The following is a 16,490-nucleotide window of genomic DNA, read 5'->3' as shown; positions in this document are numbered from 1 at the left end:
GCGACATCGGGCGTCTTGGGTTGCGTGGGGCACCCCGAAGTTTCATTGTGCTGACGGTTCGGGGGTGCTTGTCAAGGCGGGAAAGATGCCTTGACAAGCACCCCCGAACCGCAGGGCGGCTTCGTATCGGGGTGCGGGAGGGGCTGGGTGCCTCGCTGGGTGGGTGCGTCGGCTGCGGTGTCGTAGGTGGGCGGGGGCTAGCGCCCCAATGTGGCATTGGGTGCGTCAGACGCACCCAATGTGGCGTTCGGTGCGTGGGACGCACCCAATGTGGCATTGGGGCGCATCCGGTCGGCGGGCGGTGGTCCGGGAAGGGCTCCTTGAGGGAATCCACGTCTGGGCAGGGGTCCCTCGCGGGCTTGGTGCGGGTGGGCAAAAACAATCAGGCGCGCTTGATTTTTCTGTCGCCAGGGGTCACGCTGGGTCCGCACGAGGTGGTGCGGCGGACGCAGGGAGGCGCAGGAATGGCTGATCTCGCGGGGATCCTCCGGGATCTCGCGGCCGAATCGCAGGCGGTCGACGACCTGGTTGCCGGGTTGCCCGCCGAGGGGTGGGCGCGGCCGACGCCCGCGCCTGGCTGGAGCATCGCGCACCAGGTGGCGCATCTGGCGTGGACCGACGGCAAATCGCTGATCTCCGCGAGCAGGCCGGAGGACTGGCAGTCCGAGGTCGAAAACCTGTTGAGCATCGGCGAAAACTACGTCGACCAGGGTGCCGAGGACGGGGCTCAGCTGCCGCCGGACGAGTTGCTGGCGCAGTGGCGCGCGGGACGGGCCGCGCTCGCCGAGGCGCTTGCCAAGGTGCCGGAGGGGCAGAAGCTTCCCTGGTACGGGCCGCCGATGAGCGCGGCGTCCATGGCGACCGCGCGGATGATGGAGACCTGGGCGCACGGACAGGACATCGCCGACGCGCTCGGCGTCACTCGCGAACCTGCCGAACGGCTGTGGCACATCGCCCGGTTCGGCACGCGTACGCGCGATTTCGCGTACAAACTCCACTCTCTCGCGCCGCCGACCGAGGAGTTCCGGGTCGAGTTGACCGCGCCGGACGGCAGCACCTGGGCGTTCGGGCCGGAGGACGCGGAGCAGCGGCTGACCGGCAGTGCGCTCGACTTTTGCCTGGTCGCGACGCAGCGGCGGCATCCGGCGGACACTGATCTCGTCGCGACCGGTGCGGATGTCGAGGAATGGCTGGGCATCGCGCAGGCGTTCGCCGGGCCGCCCGGGGCGGGGCGCGAGCCGGGGCAGTTCGCGTGAGCGCGCCGTTGCGCGTCGGGAACGCGTCCGGGTTCTACGGCGACCGGTTCTCCGCCGTGCGGGAAATGCTGACCGGCGGCCCGCTCGACGTCTTGACCGGCGACTATCTCGCCGAGTTGACCATGCTCATCCTCGGCCGAGACCGGATGAAGGACCCGGCGCGCGGCTACGCCAAGACGTTTCTCCGGCAGATGGAGGAGAACCTCGGGCTGGCCAAGGAAAAGGGCGTCCGGATCGTCGCGAACGCGGGCGGGCTCAATCCGGCCGGGCTGGCGGATGCGTTGCGCGAACTGGCCGCGAAGCTCGGTCTCGACGTGAGCGTCGCGCATGTCGAAGGCGACGACCTGATCGCGCGTGCGGAAGAGTTCGGCTTCGAGAAACCGTTGACTGCCAACGCTTATCTCGGCGCTTGGGGCATCGCGGAATGCCTCAAGGCCGGTGCGGAGGTGGTGGTGACCGGGCGGGTCACGGACGCGTCGGTGATCGTCGGACCGGCGGCGGCGCATTTCGGCTGGGCTCGCGACGACTACGACGCGCTCGCCGGGGCGGTCGCGGCGGGCCACGTCATCGAGTGCGGTGCGCAGGCGACTGGCGGGAACTACTCGTTCTTCCGGGAACAGCCAATCGGAGTGCCGGGATTCCCGCTCGCGGAGATCCACGCGGACGGGTCGAGTGTGATCACGAAGCATCCGGACACCGGTGGCGTGGTCAATACCGGGACCGTTACGGCGCAGCTGTTGTACGAGATTACCGGTGCGCGGTATGCGAATCCCGATGTGACGGCGCGATTCGACACGCTGTCATTGTCGGACGACGGGCCGGACCGGGTGCGGATCAGCGGGGTTCGCGGGGAAGCGCCGCCGCCGACGTTGAAGGTGTGCCTCAACCGGCTCGGCGGCTTCCGGAACGAGACGACGTTCGTCCTTACTGGACTGGACATCGAAGAGAAAGCCGCGCTGGTAAAGGAACAGCTGGAGGGTGCGCTGGCGAAGCGTCCGCCCGCGGAGGTCCGGTGGACCCTTGCCCGCACTGATCACGCGGACGCCGACACCGAGGAACGCGCCAGCGCGCTGCTGCACGTCGCGGTGAAGGACAACGATCCGAAGATCGCCGGACGCGCGTTCAGCGGAGCGGCGATCGAGCTGGCGCTCGCGAGCTACCCGGGATTCCACGTCACCGCACCGCCTTCGGACGCTGCGCCGTTCGGAGTCTATTCGGCGGCCTTTGTCGACGCTGCCGCGGTTCCGCACGTCGCGGTGCTGCCGGACGGGTCCAACGTGGACATCGCGCCCGCTTCCGAGACGGTTGCTCTGTCTGAAGCGGACGAACCGGCGCTGCCGGAACCGTTGCGGGCGGACAAGGTGCGCCGGGTTCCGCTCGGGCTCGTCGCCGGGGCGCGCAGCGGCGACAAGGGCGGCAACGCGAACCTCGGCGTATGGGTGCGCTCCGAGGAAGCGTGGCGCTGGCTCGTGCACCGGCTGACGGTCGGGGAATTCCGCCGTCTGCTGCCGGAAACCGAAGGACTGCCGGTCACCCGGCATCTGCTGCCGAACCTGTGGGCGATGAACTTCGTGGTCGAGGGCATTCTCGGCGACGGCGTCGCTTCGCAGGCCAGGTTCGATCCCCAGGCGAAGGCGCTCGGCGAATGGCTGCGGGCGCGCGAACTCGACGTCCCGGAGGCGCTGCTGTGACCGTGGATCCGTTCCGCACGCCGGAACGCACCGAACTGCGCGCGACGGTGCGCCGGTTCGTGGAGAAGGACGTGCTGCCGCACCTGGACGATTGGGAGCGGGCCGGGGAACTGCCGCGCGACCTGCATCGCAAGGCGGGGCAGCTGGGCCTGCTCGGGGTCGCGTTCCCCGAATCCGCGGGCGGCGGCGACGGCAATTACCTCGACGCGCTCGTGGTCGCCGAGGAAATGCACTATGCGGGCGGGTCCGGCGGGCTGTTCGCGTCGCTGTTCACCTGCGGGATCGCGGTGCCGCACATTGTCGAGGCCGGCGACCCGGTGCAGATCGAACGCTGGGTGCGGCCGACGCTCGAAGGCGAGAAGATCGGTTCGCTGGCCGTCACGGAACCGGACGGCGGCTCCGATGTCGCCGGGATCCGCACCACGGCGGTGCGCGAGGGCGACGAGTACGTGATCAACGGGGCCAAGACGTTCATCACCTCCGGGTGTCGCGCGGACTTCGTGACCACAGTGGTCCGAACCGGCGAAGCGGGTGCGCACGGCCTTTCGTTGATCGTGGTGGAGCGCGGGACTCCTGGGTTCACGGTGTCGCGCAAGCTGGAGAAGATGGGCTGGGCGGCTTCGGACACCGCGGAACTGTCTTATGCAGACGTCCGGGTTCCGGCGGAGAACTTGGTCGGCGCGGAAAACAGCGGGTTCGCCCAAGTGGCCACGCAGTTCGTCACCGAACGGCTTTCGCTTGCGGTGCAGGCGTATGCGCACGCGCAGCGGGCACTGGATTTGACGCTGGACTGGTGCCGGATGCGCGAGACGTTCGGCCGTCCGCTGATCTCGCGGCAGCTGGTGCAGCACAAGCTCACCGAGATGGCCTGCAAGGTCGACGTCGCGCGGACGTACGCCCGGCAGGTCGCGCTCCGGCACGTGTCCGGCGAAGAAGTGATCGCCGAGGCGTGCTTCGCGAAGAACACCGCGGTGCAGGCCGCCGAATGGGTCGTGAACGAGGCGGTGCAGCTGCACGGCGGGCTCGGCTACATGCGCGAGTCCGAAGTGGAACGGCACTACCGCGACGTCCGTATTCTCGGCATCGGCGGCGGCACCACCGAAATCCTCACCGGACTGGCCGCGAAGCGATTGGGATACACCGCATGACCACTATCAGGTCCACAGTGGACACACGCGCCGACGAGTTCGCCGCGAACCGCGAGGCGATGCTGGAGAAGCTCGCGGAGATCGACGCCGAACAGGCCAAGGCGGTCGCCGGCGGCGGGGAAAAGTACGTCGAACGCCATCGCAAGCGCGGGAAACTGCTGGCGCGCGAGCGGATCGAATTGCTGCTGGACGAGGATTCGCCGTTCCTGGAGCTGTCGCCGCTGGCCGCGTGGGGTTCGGACTACCGGGTCGGCGCGAGCGTGATCACCGGGATCGGCGTCGTGGAAGGGGTCGAATGCCTGATCTCGGCCAGCGACCCGACGGTCAAGGGCGGCGCGAGCAACCCGTGGACGACGAAGAAGTCGTTCCGGGCGGCGGACATCGCGGCGCAGAACCGGCTGCCGGTGATCAACCTGGTCGAGTCCGGCGGCGCGGATCTTCCGACTCAGAAGGAAATCTTCATTCCCGGCGGCCGGATCTTCCGGGACATCACCCGGTCTTCGGCGGCGAAGGTGCCGACTGTCGCGCTGGTGTTCGGCAACTCCACGGCGGGCGGCGCGTATCTGCCCGGCATGTCCGACTACGTCGTGATGGTGAAGGAACGCGCGAAGGTGTTCCTCGGCGGACCGCCGCTGGTCAAGATGGCGACCGGCGAGGAATCCGACGACGAATCCCTTGGCGGCGCGGAAATGCACGCGCGGACCTCCGGGCTGGCCGATTACCTCGCGGTCGACGAGGAGGATGCGATCCGGCTCGGCCGCGGCATCATCAAGCGGCTCAACTGGACCAAACAGGGGCCGGCCCCCAAGCCGGACTACGCCGAACCGCTGTTCGACGCCGAAGACCTGCTCGGCATCGTGCCGACCGACCTGAAGATCCCGTTCGACCCGCGCGAGGTGATCGCGCGCGTCGTGGACGGTTCGGACTTCGACGAGTTCAAGCCGCTGTACGGGCCGAGCCTGGTCACCGGCTGGGCGAACATCCACGGGTATCCGGTGGGGATCCTGGCCAACGCGCAGGGCGTGCTGTTCGGCGAGGAATCGCAGAAGGCCGCGCAGTTCATCCAGCTGGCCAACCAGATCGACACGCCGCTGGTGTTCCTGCACAACACGACCGGCTACATGGTCGGCAAGGAATACGAGCAGAGCGGCATCATCAAGCACGGCGCGCTGATGATCAACGCGGTGTCGAACTCGAAGGTGCCGCACCTGTCCGTCCTCATGGGAGCGTCCTACGGAGCCGGGCATTACGGGATGTGCGGCCGGGCCTACGATCCTCGGTTCCTGTTCGCGTGGCCGAGCGCGAAATCCGCGGTGATGGGGCCGGCGCAGCTGGCCGGCGTGCTGTCCATTGTGGCCCGTGCCGCGGCGGCGAGCCGGGGCCAGGAGTACAGCGAGGAAAACGACGCCGCGATGCGCGCCATGGTGGAAAACCAGATCGAGGCGGAATCGATGCCGATGTTCCTTTCCGGCATGCTTTACGACGACGGCATCATCGACCCGCGCGACACCCGCACGGTGCTCGGGCTGAGCTTGTCGGCGATCCACAACGGACCAGTCAACGGCGTCGAAGGCGGCTTCGGCGTCTTCCGGATGTGAGGGCCATGATCCAGAATCTGCTGGTCGCCAACCGGGGCGAAATCGCCCGCCGGGTGTTCCGCAGCTGCCGGGACGCCGGAATCGGCACCGTCGCGGTGTTCTCCGACGCGGACGCCGACGCGCCGCACGCGCGGGAAGCCGACCTCGCCGTCCGGTTGCCGGGCAACGCACCGGGCGAGACGTATCTGCGCGGCGAACTGATCGTCAAAGCCGCGGCGGACGCCGGTGCCGACGCGATCCACCCCGGGTACGGCTTCCTTTCCGAAAACGCCGGCTTCGCCCGCGCGGTGCTCGACGCCGGACTGACCTGGATCGGCCCGCCGCCCGCGGCGATCGAGACCATGGGCTCCAAAGTGGAGTCGAAACGGCTGATGGCCGCCGCCGGAGTCCCGGTGCTGTCCGAATTGGACCCCGCGTCGGTGACCGACTCCGATCTTCCGTTGCTGGTCAAGGCTTCCGCCGGAGGCGGCGGCCGCGGCATGCGAGTGGTCCGCTCGCTGGACGAGCTGGCCGAAGCCGTGGAAAGCGCTCGCGCGGAAGCTGGGTCCGCGTTCGGCGACCCGACGGTGTTCTGCGAGCGGTACCTCGAAACCGGACGGCACATCGAGGTCCAGGTGCTCGCCGACTCGCACGGCACTGTCTGGGCGGTAGGGGAGCGGGAGTGCTCCATCCAGCGTCGGCACCAGAAGGTGGTCGAGGAAGCGCCATCGCCCTTCGTGGACGATGCCATGCGGGCGGAGTTGTTCGACGCGGCACGCAAGGCCGCGCAGGCGATCGACTACGTCGGCGCGGGAACGGTCGAATTCCTGGCCGGTCCGGATGGCCGGTTCTACTTCCTGGAGATGAACACGCGGCTGCAGGTCGAGCATCCGGTGACCGAGAACGTCACCGGACTGGATCTGGTGGCGTTGCAGCTCTCGGTGGCCGAGGGGGATCGGTTGCCTGCCGAACCGCCTGCTGCCAACGGACATTCGATCGAAGTCCGCCTGTACGCCGAAGACCCCTCAGCTGGATGGCAGCCGCAGAGCGGAACGCTGCACACTTTCGAACTGTCCGGAGTGGACCGCGAGTTCATCCACGGTTCCGGACTGCGCCTGGATTCCGGCGTGGAAGCCGGTTCGGTGATCGGCGTCCACTACGACCCGATGCTGGCGAAGGTCATCACCTGGGCGCCTACACGGGCGGAGGCCGCGCGTCGACTCGCCGGTGCGTTGGCTGGTGCGAAGATCCACGGTGTGGTGACCAACCGGGACCTGCTGGTCCGGATCCTGCGTCACGAGGCTTTCCTGGCCGGAGAAACCGATACCGCGTTCTTCGACCGGCACGGACTGGACACTTTGGCCGCACCACTGGCCACTGTGGACACCGAACGCTGGTCCGCGCTGGCTGCCGCGCTGGCCGATGCCGCCGGAAACCGAGCTAATGCGACGACTCTGGGACGGCTGCCCAGCGGCTGGCGCAACGTCCGCTCCGCCGGTCAGCGCAAGGTGTTCGCCAAGGGAGACAACCGTTACGAGGTCGGCTACTCGCTGACCCGCGACGGTCTGCGTGCCGAAGGCTACGACGACGTCGCCCTGGTCGCCGCCACGCCGAACCAGGTCGTCCTCGACATCGCCGGTGTCCGCCGGACCTTCGCGGTCGCCCGGCACGGCGCGGTGTCCTATGTGGATTCGCCACTGGGTCCGGTAGCGTTGACCGCCGAACCGCGGTTCGCCGATCCCGATTCGGCACTGGCTGCGGGCTCGCTGCTCGCACCGATGCCGGGCACGGTCGTGCGGCTCGCAGTGTCCGCAGGGGACAGTGTGCGGGCAGGCGATCCGTTGCTGTGGCTGGAAGCGATGAAGATGGAACACCGGATCTCGGCCCCGGCGGACGGCGTGGTCGCCGAACTGCCGGTCGAGGTCGGGCAACAGGTCGAGGTAGGCGCGGTGCTGGCTGTGGTGGGAGAGACCGAATGAACGCGATGAACTTCGTCGAGCCCGAAGAGCGGGTGGCGCTGCGGAAGGCCGCGGCCGACCTGGCGGGCAAGTACGGGCACGAGTACTACGCGAAGAAAGCCCGCGCGGGCGAGAAGACCGACGAGCTGTGGAACGAAGCCGGACGGCTCGGCTACCTGGGCGTGAACCTGCCGGAGGAATACGGCGGCGGGGGAGCCGGGATCGCGGATCTCGCCGCGGTGCTGGAGGAATTCGCGGCCGCGGGTTCGCCGTTGCTGCTGATGGTGGTGTCGCCGGCGATCGTCGGGACGGTGCTGTCGCGGTTCGGCACGCCGGACCAGAAAAAGCAGTGGCTGCCCGGAATGGCGGACGGCAGCAAGAAGATCGTCTTCGCGATCACCGAACCGGACGCCGGATCCAATTCGCACAAGATCACGACGACCGCCCGCCGGGACGGCGGCGACTGGGTGCTGTCCGGTCGCAAGGTGTACATCTCGGGGGTCGACGAGGCGGACGCGGTGCTCGTCGTCGGCCGCACCGAGGACGCGAAGACCGGGCGTCTGAAGCCCGCCCTGTTCGTGGTGCCGACGGACACGCCCGGGTTCGAGTTCACCAAGATCGACATGGACATCGTCGCGCCGGAAAACCAGTTCTCGCTGTTCCTGGACGATGTGCGGCTGCCCGCGGAAGCCTTGGTGGGCGAGGAGGACGCGGCGATCGCGCAATTGTTCGCGGGCCTGAACCCGGAGCGGATCATGGGCGCGGCGTTCTCGCTGGGCACCGCGAGGTACGCCTTGGACAAGGCAGTCGGCTACGCCAACGAACGCCAGGTGTGGGGCGCGCCGATCGGGTCGCACCAGGGTCTCGCGCATCCGCTCGCACAGGTGAAAATCGAACTAGAGCTGGCGAAACTGATGACGCAGAAGGCAGCCTCGCTGTACGACGCCGGCGACGATTTCGCCTCGGGCGAGTCCGCGAACATGGCGAAATACGCGGCGGCGGAGGTCGCGATCCGGGCGGTGGACCAGGCAGTGCAAACCCACGGCGGAAACGGCCTGGCGACCGAATACGGCCTGGGCAGCCTGGTGACGGCGGTGCGTTTGGGCCGGATCGCACCGGTGAGCCGCGAGATGGTGCTGAATTTCGTGGGGCAGCACAGCCTCGGGCTGCCGAAGTCGTACTGAGCAGTGGTGAAGTCATGAGGTGCGTCCGGCGCGGGCCTTGGCCGCGGTCCGTGAGGGAATCGGAGTCCCTGAGGGTTCCCCTCACGGACTTGTGCGGGAGCGGGGCAGGTGCGGCCTGATGCTCCGCGAACCGCAACAAGAACGCAGCCGCACCACCCGGCGGCGGCTGATCGAAGCCGCGATGGACTGCATTGGCGAGCGGGGCTGGCACGGAGTCACCGTCGCGGTCATCGCCGAGCGGGCCGGGGTCTCCCGAGGCGCCGCGCAGCATCACTTCCCGACCCGGGAAGCGCTGGTCGCCGCGGCGGTCGAACTGCTCGGCGAGGCTCAGTTAGACGAACTGCGCACGCGCGCGGCCGGTTCGCCGGGAGGGTCGTCGCGGATCGAGTGGGTCGTCGAGATGTTGCTGACCCTCTACACCGGGCCGATGTTCCGCGCCGCGTTGCAGCTGTGGGCCGTCGCGTCGACCGACGACCAGTTGCGCGACGTGCTCGTGCCGCTGGAGGCGCGCGTCGGGCGGGAGGCGCACCGGGTCGCGGTCGAACTGCTCGGGGTCGACGAGGCTCAGCCGGGCGTGCGCGAACTGGTCCAGGCCACTCTCGACCTCGGGCGCGGGCTCGGCCTCGCCAACCTCCTCACCGACGACACCCGCCGCCGCGAGCAGATCGTGCGCGAGTGGGCTCGGACGCTCGAGTCTCGCCTCGCGGGAACCGAACAGGTCTAGTCCTCGTCACATTCCCGCATTGCTACAGTGTGGTTGTTAACACATTCGGCCCAATGGGCGATAACGTTGAGTAAGTAGCCCACGAGGAAGAAGGCGATCCCGGTGTCCGGTTCAGAAGGGGTGACCGTCGAGCTGACCCATCGCGCGATGGCCATGCTCAAGGCGGTCGCGCAACAGCGCGCGGAGATGTCCACCAGCTGCGAGCCCGACCTGTTCGTCGACGGTTTCGCTTGCTGCGACCAGATGACCGCACACGCGCTCGCCAAGGGCGGCTACGTCCGTCCGGGCACGGGAGTCACCGCCGCGGGCCGGGTCCCCGCCGAGCTGACCGAGGCCGGGGCGGCCGCGCTCTCGGTTACCGCCGCGGCCTGATCTTCACTCGTTCGGCCGTACCCGTACGCATAGCGTGACGGACGGCAGAACGGGGACCTCCCGGGCGGGAAGGTCCCCGTCGCCGCGCTCCGCCAGGCCGGACGGCCTCGATGCGGGCGTGCGCGAGGCGGTGGTTCGGTCCACCGGGGCGCGGCTTGGCCGCCCCGACGAGCTGCCTCGCTAGACGCTGCTCGAACTGCCGTTTCCTTGGCTCGGGTCGGCTCTGCACCGCTGCCTGTAATGCTTGGCTCAGCCGAGCCGTCAGTTCGATCCAGACGGCGAACAGTTGCCTGGTTCGGCCCGAATCGGCCGAACCCGTCGCCCAGCTTGGGCCAGGCTGGCGAGTCGCCGCTGCCTGGCACGGCTCAGCCAAGTCGCCGCTCGGCTAGATCCGGATCGGGCCGAACCTCAGCCCGATCCGGCCGGCTGAGCCGCCGCCAGTTCAGCGCAGCGCGGTCTGATCGCTCTCAGCGTCGCGCAGGTCAGCCGTTGTACCCGGCCACGACCTTCGTGAACGCGTAGTTCTCCTGGTCGATCCCGCTGCACCCGCCGCAGTCCCGGTTGGTCGCCCAGAACGTCACGCGCCCCAGGTGGTGCTCCGCGGCCCAGTCGCGGATCGCGGTGAAGTCCGCGACCGACACGACCTCGCCCGCCCGGTCGGTCTTGCCGTTCATCGACGAGAGACCAGCGCGGTGGTAGGCGGTCGCGTCGTCCCAGCCGAACGTCGACTTCAGTTCTCCGACCAGGCCGTCCACCGCGGATTTCGTCATCGCGACCATGTCGCCGCCGTCGGAGAAGTCGAAGGGCATCAGCGACCACACGTCGACGTCCGCGCCGAGCGCCTTCGCCTGCGTGACCAGGCGCTTGCCCCAGTCGTTCGGGCCCTGCGGCGTGGTGCCCATGGTGATCACAACGCGCACACCAGGGTTCTTCTCCTTGACGATCTTGATCGCGCCGAGGATCCGGTCCTGCACGGCCGCGTTCTCGAACTCGTCGGTGTTCTCGATGTCGAGGTCGATCGCCTTGAGGTCGTAGGCGTCGATCACCTGCTGGTACGCGCCGGCCAGTTCCTCCGGCGACCCGCAGTTCGGGCCCAGTTTGTTGCCCTGCCAGCCGCCGAACGACGGGATCACGTCGCCGCCCGCGGCGCGGATCTTCTGGATCATCGCGGCGTCGGTCCCGTCGAGCGGGCGGTTGCCGTCCCAGGCGGGGGCGCAGCCGCCGCCGGAAAGCATGAACGCGAGGGTGAACGCGCTGACGCCGGTCGCGTCCATCGCGGCTGACGGGTCGCTCTGGCCGCCCCACTGGTACAGGTACGGGGCCGCGAGGACCGGGTCGCCCGCGGCTGATGCGGTGCCGGTCGCGGTGGACAAAGCGGCGCCCGCGGCGAGCGCCAGTACGCCGATCCGGCCGGCGAGTTTCCGGCGGGAACTGGTGCGGCGCAAGGATTTCATGGGTCCTCCAACGGGGGAAACGCGCACCCGGCGGCACGCGTCATCGGAGCACCTGGCGAAGCCGGACGTGGCGGCGGCGCCCCGCAGGCACTCGGGGGAGTGTGTGCGCAGTCACAATGGACTAGACCATTGAGAAGTGTCAAGACGGGAGCGGGGGTGGGAAAAAACCTCACCGAGGTGGCCGAGGTCGCCGGGAGGTTCCGGGGCGCCGGTGAGCGGGACTATCGGGAAGCGGTGCGTGGACGCGAGGGCAAACCGGGTGCGGACGGAACTGCCCGGACTGCACGGGCGGAATGCCGTGTCACGATGGGAAGGGAGCGATACCAGCGCGAATTTCGGACGAACGGGAGCGTCATGACCGAACCGGTCCGGATCAGTGGCGCCGACGTCGCCCCGGAACAGCAGGCCGTCCGGTACGAGCTGGCGATTCTGTCGTTCCAGCTGCTCGACGGGCCGAAAGCCGCCGAGGGCGTGCTGCCGTGGGTCGAGGGGCACGGCGAACTGCTCGGCTGCTGGCAGACGGAGAACGGCCCGCTCGGCAGGCTGGTCGTGCTGCGCGGATTCGAGAATCAGCAAGCGCTGGACGAGGAACGGTTGCGCGCCCGGCACAGCCGCGCACCGTTCGGCGGCGAGCACCTGACCGACCTGTCGCTGCGGAGCTACGCGCCGTTCCCGTTCGTGCCGCCGGTCCGGCCGGGCAAGTACGGCTCGGTCTACGAAATCCGCGACTACCACCTCCGGCCGGGCGGCCTGACCGCGACGATCGACGGCTGGCGCGAAGCGTTGCCCGCGCGGCATCTGGTCGACCCGCTGACCGTGGTGATGTACGCGCTCGACGGCCCGGACCGGATCATCCAGATCTGGCCGTTCTCGAGCCTCGACGAACGGCTCGCGATCCGCCGCGATCTCTACGCGAAGGGGATGTGGCCGCCGCCGGGCGCGCCGGAGGAGATTCTCGACGCGGACTCGATCATCGCGGTGCCGACGGAGTTTTCGCCGCTGGCGTGAGTCACGTCGGTTCGCCGATGTCCTCGAACCAGAGCGCCGGTTCCCGTTCGATGAAGTCCGTCATCAGCGCGACGCAGGCTGGGTCGTCGAGGAGGTCGATGCGGACGCCGTGGGCGGCGAGCCAGTCGTGGCCGCCGGTGAAGGTGCGCGATTCGCCGATCACCACGTGCGGGATGCCGAATTGCCGGACCAGCCCGCTGCAGTACCAGCACGGCGACAGCGTGGTGACCATGATCGTGTCGCGGTAGTGCGGCCGGCGGCCCGCGGCGCGGAACGCGGCGGTTTCGGCGTGCAGGGACGGGTCGCCGTCCTGGACGCGGCGGTTGTGGCCGCGGCCGAGCAGCTTCCCGTCGCGGTCGAACAGGGCCGCGCCGATCGGCACGCCGCCCTCGGCTTTTCCGGCTTCCGCCTCTTCGCGGGCGACAGCGAGCAGGTCGTCGAGCATGCGTCACTTTCGCACGGCGCGGCGAGGTCCCGGCGATCGAGGACCGGAGCTGTCCGCGAAGCGTGGCAGAGTGCTCGGCATGTACGGAACCTCCGAACGCCTGTTGCGCCTGCTCTCGCTGCTGCAGGCGCGCCGCGACTGGCCTGGTCCGGACCTCGCGGGCCGGCTGGGGGTGGACATCCGGACGATCCGCCGCGACGTCGAACGGCTGCGGCAGCTCGGCTACCCGGTGCACGCGACACCGGGGGTCGCGGGCGGGTACCGGCTGGGTTCCGGCGCCGCGCTGCCGCCGCTGCTGCTGGACGACGACGAGGCGGTCGCGGTGGCGGTCGGCCTGCGCACGGCGGCGAACGGGACCGTGTCGGGCATCGAGGAGACGTCCGTGCGGGCGCTGGCGAAGCTCGAACAGGTGCTGCCCGCGCGGCTGCGGCACCGGGTGCGGGCGATGGATTCGGCGATGGTCCGGATCCCGGGCGGCGCGCCGACGATCGACGCGGAGCTGCTCACCGTGGTGGCGGCCGCGTGCCGGGACCACGAGCGGCTGCGGTTCACCTACGGCACGCACGCGGGCGCGGTGGCCGAACGCGACGTGGAACCGCTGCGGCTCGTGCACACCGGCTGGCGCTGGTATCTCGTCGCGTGGGACCTCGGCCGCGACGACTGGCGCACCTTCCGGCTGGACCGCATCGACGGTCTCCCGGTGCCCAGTTTCCGTTTCACGCCAAGGGAACCACCGGCCGAAGACCTCGCTGCCTATGTGTCGAGCCGGATCGCGACCGCGCCGTATCCGCACATCGTGACGCTGCGGGTGTCGGCTCCGGCGGAAATACTGGCGGCGCGGGTTTCCCCGACAACAGCGGTGATCGAGCCGATTGACAACGAAACCTGCCGGATGCGGACCGGTGCGAAAACCTTCGACTACATTCCGTTTTATCTCGCGCAGTGGGAATTCGACTTCGTGGTGGAGGACGCGCCGCCGGAATTGACGGACCGCCTGGCGCGCATCGCGCGACGATTCGCGCGAGCGACGTCAGGACGGAATTCCGCTGGTGGCGACGACGAGCAGATCCGCGGCGGCAGCTGACAGCGCCTCGGGGAAACCCTTGCCGTCACGGTGTTCCTCGGCCATCCAGCGTTCAGTGGCCAGCCGCAGGACGGACAGCCCGAGGTCAGTGGCCAACCTGGCTGTTTCGGGGTCGATGCCTCGCTCCCGCAACGCGGTGGCGAGAGCTTCCGAAATGGTGACGAGCTTGATCAATTCCCGTTCGCGCAGCGGGGGATTGGCCGCGATCACCGTCGCTCGGCGCAGCAGGAATTCGCGCGGACGGAATACCCGCGGCGCGGTGGCGAAGGCGGCCAATAGCGTTGGCAGCGCGGGTGTGCCGGGCGGGACGGCGCCGATCGCGGTGACGAATTCGGTTTCCAGTTCCTGGCTGCCGCCGAACAGGACTTCCCGCTTGTCCGCGAACCAGCGGTAGAACGACCGCTCGGTGAGATTCGCGCGCTGGGCGATCTGCGCGACGGTCGTGCGGTCGTAGCCCTGTTCCTCGAACAACGCCAGCGCGGCCTGCTCGAGCCGGTTCCGGGTGTTGCCCTCCCATCGCGCCATGCGGCCAGTGTAGCGACAGCAGATGCTGTCATCACTCTGGTAGCGTCAGTGACGACAGCTTCTGTCGTCACTTGCGAGGAGACAACCCAGATGCGCACCCTTCGTTTCCATGAGCACGGCCGCGCTGCCGAGGTACTGCGGGTCGAGGACGCCGCGGCCCCCGAACCCGGGCCGGGCCAGATCCGCGTCGCGGTCCAGGCGTGCGGCGTGAACCCGGCGGACTGGGCGTTGTGCGAGGGCCTGTTCGCCGGCGACCTGCCGCGCGGCATCGGATTGGAGGTGTCCGGCACGGTCGACGCGCTCGGCGAAGGCGTGACTGGCGTCGAGATCGGCGACCCGGTTTTCGGTACCGCGCCTTTCACCGGCCCGACCGCCGGCGCGTCTGAGCAAGCGCTGCTCGACACGTGGTTCCCGCGGCCGGACGGGCTCGACGCGGTCCACGCCGCAGCTTTGCCGATGGCGGTCGGAACGGCTTACGCGGCGCTCGACGCGTTCGGCTCCGGCACCCTGCTCGTGCACGGCGCGGGCACCACCACCGGGTTCGCCGCGGCACAGATCGCGCTTCTGCGCGGGGCACGCGTGATCGTCACCGCGGGCGAGACGCACGCCGCGGCGCTCCGCTCGGCCGGCGCGGAAGTCACCGGCTACCAGGACGGAATCGCCGAACGCGTGACGGCGCTGGCCGGGGGACCGGTCGATCGCGTGCTGGACGCGGCGCCGTTCAGCGGCAAGGTCGCCGAACTCGTGCGCACGGTCAAGGAACCCGGACACGTGCTGACGCTCGACCTCGGCTCGGACCAGCCAGGGGTCCAGACCATTGTCAGCTCGGGCGTTCAGCCGCGCTACGACATCGTCGGCGAGTTCGCGTCGCTGGCGGCGAAAGGAAGGTTTTCGATTCCGGTGTCCCGGGTTTTCCCGCTGGACGACTGGCGGGCCGCGCTCGAACTGAGCCAGTCGCGGCAGGCCCGGGGCAAGCTGGTGCTGGCGCTTTAGCTCGCTACTTCGCGCCGAGCATGCGGAGGACGAGTTCGCCGTACTCCTTGCCGAGTTCGGCGGGCGTCTGCCGGGTCCGTTCGCTGTACCAGCGCGCGACGTCGACACCCAGCGACAGCACCGCGCGCGCCGCGATCCCGACGTCGGCGACGGTGAACGCGCCGGACTCGACCCCGTCGGCGATCACCTCGCGCACCCGCTGCTCGATCTTCCGCCGAAGCTGCGCGACCACTAGATATTCCTTCTCCGGCAACGCATTCAGCTCGTACTGCACTACCCGCGCGACCGTGTGCCGCCGCGCGTGCCAGGCGACGAAATCCTCGACGAGCAGCCGCATCCGCTCCACCGGGCCGGTGACGCGCCCGATGACGTCCTCCACGAGGGCGAGCGTCTGCTCGTGACCGTTGCGGCTGATCGCGAACAGCAGCGCGGCTTTGGACGGGAAGTGCACGTACAGCGCGGCCGGGCTCATCCCGGCCGCACCGGCGATGTCCCGCGTGGTGGTGGCGTGGTAGCCGCGCTCGGCGAACGACTCCACCCCGGCGAGCATCAGCCGGCGCGCGGTCTCAGGCTGCACGTCGGGCCACAGGTCGGCCGAGAGCGTGGTCATCCGGCGATCCTCCTCTAGTCCCGCGCCGGCCGGTGAGTCCGCCCGTCGTATGTCGAGTGTAAGCGCTCGCTCAGTGCGGAGTCCGGTGATGCGTCTCTGAATCGAGGATGACCTGCCGGTGAGCGTGTCCGAGCCCGGTGGCTCTGGCCGGGAGAAACAGCACGTTTCGGTGGGCGTGAGCGCCCGCCGTGCGGTCGCCGAAGACGGCCTCCGGGGTGCCGGAACCAAGGTCGATCGAGGCTGGACCATGGCATTGGCCTGATGTATGCGGTGCTGAAGCCGCGGCGTGCACCCGCAAACGGTCCGCAACCGGTTGCGGACCCGGAACGCGCTCTTCGGGGACCGGCTGCACGATTCGGACGGGCGCGCGGTTCGGCCCTGGACAGGGAGTAGGCCCAGGACGCGGCACTGCGAAGTCATCGGCGGCGGGTCGGCACGCCCGGAGACGATGCGAGGGCGTC

16 protein-coding genes are annotated in these 16,490 nt (G+C 69.2%); 12 read left to right on the top strand and 4 right to left on the bottom strand.

Going from position 1 to position 16,490, the window contains the following annotated elements:
• Positions 1 to 464 precede the first annotated feature (464 nt).
• From H4281_RS40155 to H4281_RS40120, 8 genes are all read left to right on the top strand, one after another.
• Positions 465 to 1,256 (top strand): TIGR03084 family metal-binding protein, encoded by a 792-nt coding sequence (locus H4281_RS40155; protein WP_182896079.1) that lies wholly within the window; start codon positions 465 to 467, stop codon positions 1,254 to 1,256.
• Positions 1,253 to 2,947, top strand: a complete 1,695-nt coding sequence (locus H4281_RS40150; protein WP_182896078.1) for an acyclic terpene utilization AtuA family protein — start codon at positions 1,253 to 1,255, stop codon at positions 2,945 to 2,947. Before H4281_RS40155 ends, H4281_RS40150 begins: the two co-directional genes overlap by 4 nt.
• Positions 2,902 to 4,095 (top strand): acyl-CoA dehydrogenase family protein, encoded by a 1,194-nt coding sequence (locus tag H4281_RS40145; RefSeq protein ID WP_182896077.1) that lies wholly within the window; start codon positions 2,902 to 2,904, stop codon positions 4,093 to 4,095. Before H4281_RS40150 ends, H4281_RS40145 begins: the two co-directional genes overlap by 46 nt.
• Positions 4,092 to 5,693 carry an acyl-CoA carboxylase subunit beta gene (locus H4281_RS40140; protein WP_182896076.1) on the top strand — a complete coding sequence of 534 codons (1,602 nt, stop codon included), beginning with the start codon at positions 4,092 to 4,094 and terminating at the stop codon, positions 5,691 to 5,693. The genes H4281_RS40145 and H4281_RS40140 overlap by 4 nt, the downstream gene beginning before the upstream one ends.
• A 5-nt stretch (positions 5,694 to 5,698) precedes the next feature.
• Entirely contained in the window at positions 5,699 to 7,651 is a 1,953-nt protein-coding gene (locus H4281_RS40135) for an acetyl/propionyl/methylcrotonyl-CoA carboxylase subunit alpha (RefSeq protein ID WP_182896075.1), read from the top strand.
• The gene (locus tag H4281_RS40130; RefSeq protein ID WP_182896074.1) at positions 7,648 to 8,814 is read left to right on the top strand and encodes an acyl-CoA dehydrogenase family protein; all 1,167 of its coding nucleotides are present in this window, start codon (positions 7,648 to 7,650) and stop codon (positions 8,812 to 8,814) included. The genes H4281_RS40135 and H4281_RS40130 overlap by 4 nt, the downstream gene beginning before the upstream one ends.
• A 118-nt stretch (positions 8,815 to 8,932) precedes the next feature.
• Entirely contained in the window at positions 8,933 to 9,538 is a 606-nt protein-coding gene (locus H4281_RS40125; RefSeq protein WP_182896073.1) for a TetR/AcrR family transcriptional regulator, read from the top strand.
• 102 nt (positions 9,539 to 9,640) lie between these two features.
• Positions 9,641 to 9,910, top strand: a complete 270-nt coding sequence (locus tag H4281_RS40120; RefSeq protein ID WP_182896072.1) for a hypothetical protein — start codon at positions 9,641 to 9,643, stop codon at positions 9,908 to 9,910.
• A 482-nt stretch (positions 9,911 to 10,392) separates the two neighbouring features.
• Here the strand turns inward: H4281_RS40120 and H4281_RS40115 are convergent, their stop codons facing one another.
• A complete protein-coding gene (locus tag H4281_RS40115; RefSeq protein ID WP_182896071.1) occupies positions 10,393 to 11,364 on the bottom strand; it encodes a chitinase in 972 nt (323 codons plus the stop codon).
• Between the two features lie 354 nt (positions 11,365 to 11,718).
• Here H4281_RS40115 and H4281_RS40110 point away from each other — a divergent pair, with 354 nt between their 5' ends.
• Entirely contained in the window at positions 11,719 to 12,372 is a 654-nt protein-coding gene (locus H4281_RS40110) for an NIPSNAP family protein (RefSeq protein WP_182896070.1), read from the top strand.
• Position 12,373: 1 nt separating this feature from the next.
• On the opposite strand, the gene H4281_RS40105 is transcribed toward H4281_RS40110, so the two are convergent.
• A complete protein-coding gene (locus H4281_RS40105; protein ID WP_182896069.1) occupies positions 12,374 to 12,817 on the bottom strand; it encodes a nucleoside deaminase in 444 nt (147 codons plus the stop codon).
• A gap of 79 nt (positions 12,818 to 12,896) precedes the next feature.
• Between H4281_RS40105 and H4281_RS40100 the strand changes: the two genes are divergently transcribed.
• On the top strand, positions 12,897 to 13,901 hold the full coding sequence (locus tag H4281_RS40100) for a helix-turn-helix transcriptional regulator (protein WP_182896068.1): 1,005 nt from the start codon (positions 12,897 to 12,899) through the stop codon (positions 13,899 to 13,901).
• On the opposite strand, the gene H4281_RS40095 is transcribed toward H4281_RS40100, so the two are convergent.
• The gene (locus tag H4281_RS40095) at positions 13,848 to 14,426 is read right to left on the bottom strand and encodes a TetR/AcrR family transcriptional regulator (RefSeq protein ID WP_182896067.1); all 579 of its coding nucleotides are present in this window, start codon (positions 14,424 to 14,426) and stop codon (positions 13,848 to 13,850) included. The genes H4281_RS40100 and H4281_RS40095 overlap by 54 nt on opposite strands.
• 90 nt (positions 14,427 to 14,516) lie before the next feature.
• Between H4281_RS40095 and H4281_RS40090 the strand changes: the two genes are divergently transcribed.
• Positions 14,517 to 15,419 (top strand): NADP-dependent oxidoreductase, encoded by a 903-nt coding sequence (locus H4281_RS40090; RefSeq protein WP_182896066.1) that lies wholly within the window; start codon positions 14,517 to 14,519, stop codon positions 15,417 to 15,419.
• Between the two features lie 4 nt (positions 15,420 to 15,423).
• Here H4281_RS40090 and H4281_RS40085 read toward each other — a convergent pair whose 3' ends face one another.
• On the bottom strand, positions 15,424 to 16,029 hold the full coding sequence (locus H4281_RS40085; RefSeq protein WP_182896065.1) for a TetR/AcrR family transcriptional regulator: 606 nt from the start codon (positions 16,027 to 16,029) through the stop codon (positions 15,424 to 15,426).
• Positions 16,030 to 16,147: 118 nt separating this feature from the next.
• Here H4281_RS40085 and H4281_RS40080 point away from each other — a divergent pair, with 118 nt between their 5' ends.
• Entirely contained in the window at positions 16,148 to 16,291 is a 144-nt protein-coding gene (locus H4281_RS40080) for a hypothetical protein (RefSeq protein WP_182896064.1), read from the top strand.
• Positions 16,292 to 16,490: the final 199 nt, after the last annotated feature.

The sequence above is a fragment of the Amycolatopsis dendrobii genome (assembly GCF_014145675.1).
Classification (GTDB): domain Bacteria; phylum Actinomycetota; class Actinomycetes; order Mycobacteriales; family Pseudonocardiaceae; genus Amycolatopsis; species Amycolatopsis dendrobii.
Note: the sequence above shows the minus strand (reverse complement) of the source record. Positions and strands in the feature narration are given on the sequence as shown.

Coding starts and splice junctions, on each gene's coding strand:
- H4281_RS40155 (WP_182896079.1), top strand. CDS start 465: ATGGCTGATCTCGCGGGGATCCTCCGGGATCTCGCGGCCGAATCGCAG.
- H4281_RS40145 (WP_182896077.1), top strand. CDS start 2,902: ATGGCTGCGGGCGCGCGAACTCGACGTCCCGGAGGCGCTGCTGTGACC.
- H4281_RS40140 (WP_182896076.1), top strand. CDS start 4,092: ATGACCACTATCAGGTCCACAGTGGACACACGCGCCGACGAGTTCGCC.
- H4281_RS40135 (WP_182896075.1), top strand. CDS start 5,699: ATGATCCAGAATCTGCTGGTCGCCAACCGGGGCGAAATCGCCCGCCGG.
- H4281_RS40130 (WP_182896074.1), top strand. CDS start 7,648: ATGAACGCGATGAACTTCGTCGAGCCCGAAGAGCGGGTGGCGCTGCGG.
- H4281_RS40125 (WP_182896073.1), top strand. CDS start 8,933: ATGCTCCGCGAACCGCAACAAGAACGCAGCCGCACCACCCGGCGGCGG.
- H4281_RS40115 (WP_182896071.1), bottom strand. CDS start 11,364: ATGAAATCCTTGCGCCGCACCAGTTCCCGCCGGAAACTCGCCGGCCGG.
- H4281_RS40110 (WP_182896070.1), top strand. CDS start 11,719: ATGACCGAACCGGTCCGGATCAGTGGCGCCGACGTCGCCCCGGAACAG.
- H4281_RS40105 (WP_182896069.1), bottom strand. CDS start 12,817: ATGCTCGACGACCTGCTCGCTGTCGCCCGCGAAGAGGCGGAAGCCGGA.
- H4281_RS40100 (WP_182896068.1), top strand. CDS start 12,897: ATGTACGGAACCTCCGAACGCCTGTTGCGCCTGCTCTCGCTGCTGCAG.
- H4281_RS40095 (WP_182896067.1), bottom strand. CDS start 14,426: ATGGCGCGATGGGAGGGCAACACCCGGAACCGGCTCGAGCAGGCCGCG.
- H4281_RS40090 (WP_182896066.1), top strand. CDS start 14,517: ATGCGCACCCTTCGTTTCCATGAGCACGGCCGCGCTGCCGAGGTACTG.
- H4281_RS40085 (WP_182896065.1), bottom strand. CDS start 16,029: ATGACCACGCTCTCGGCCGACCTGTGGCCCGACGTGCAGCCTGAGACC.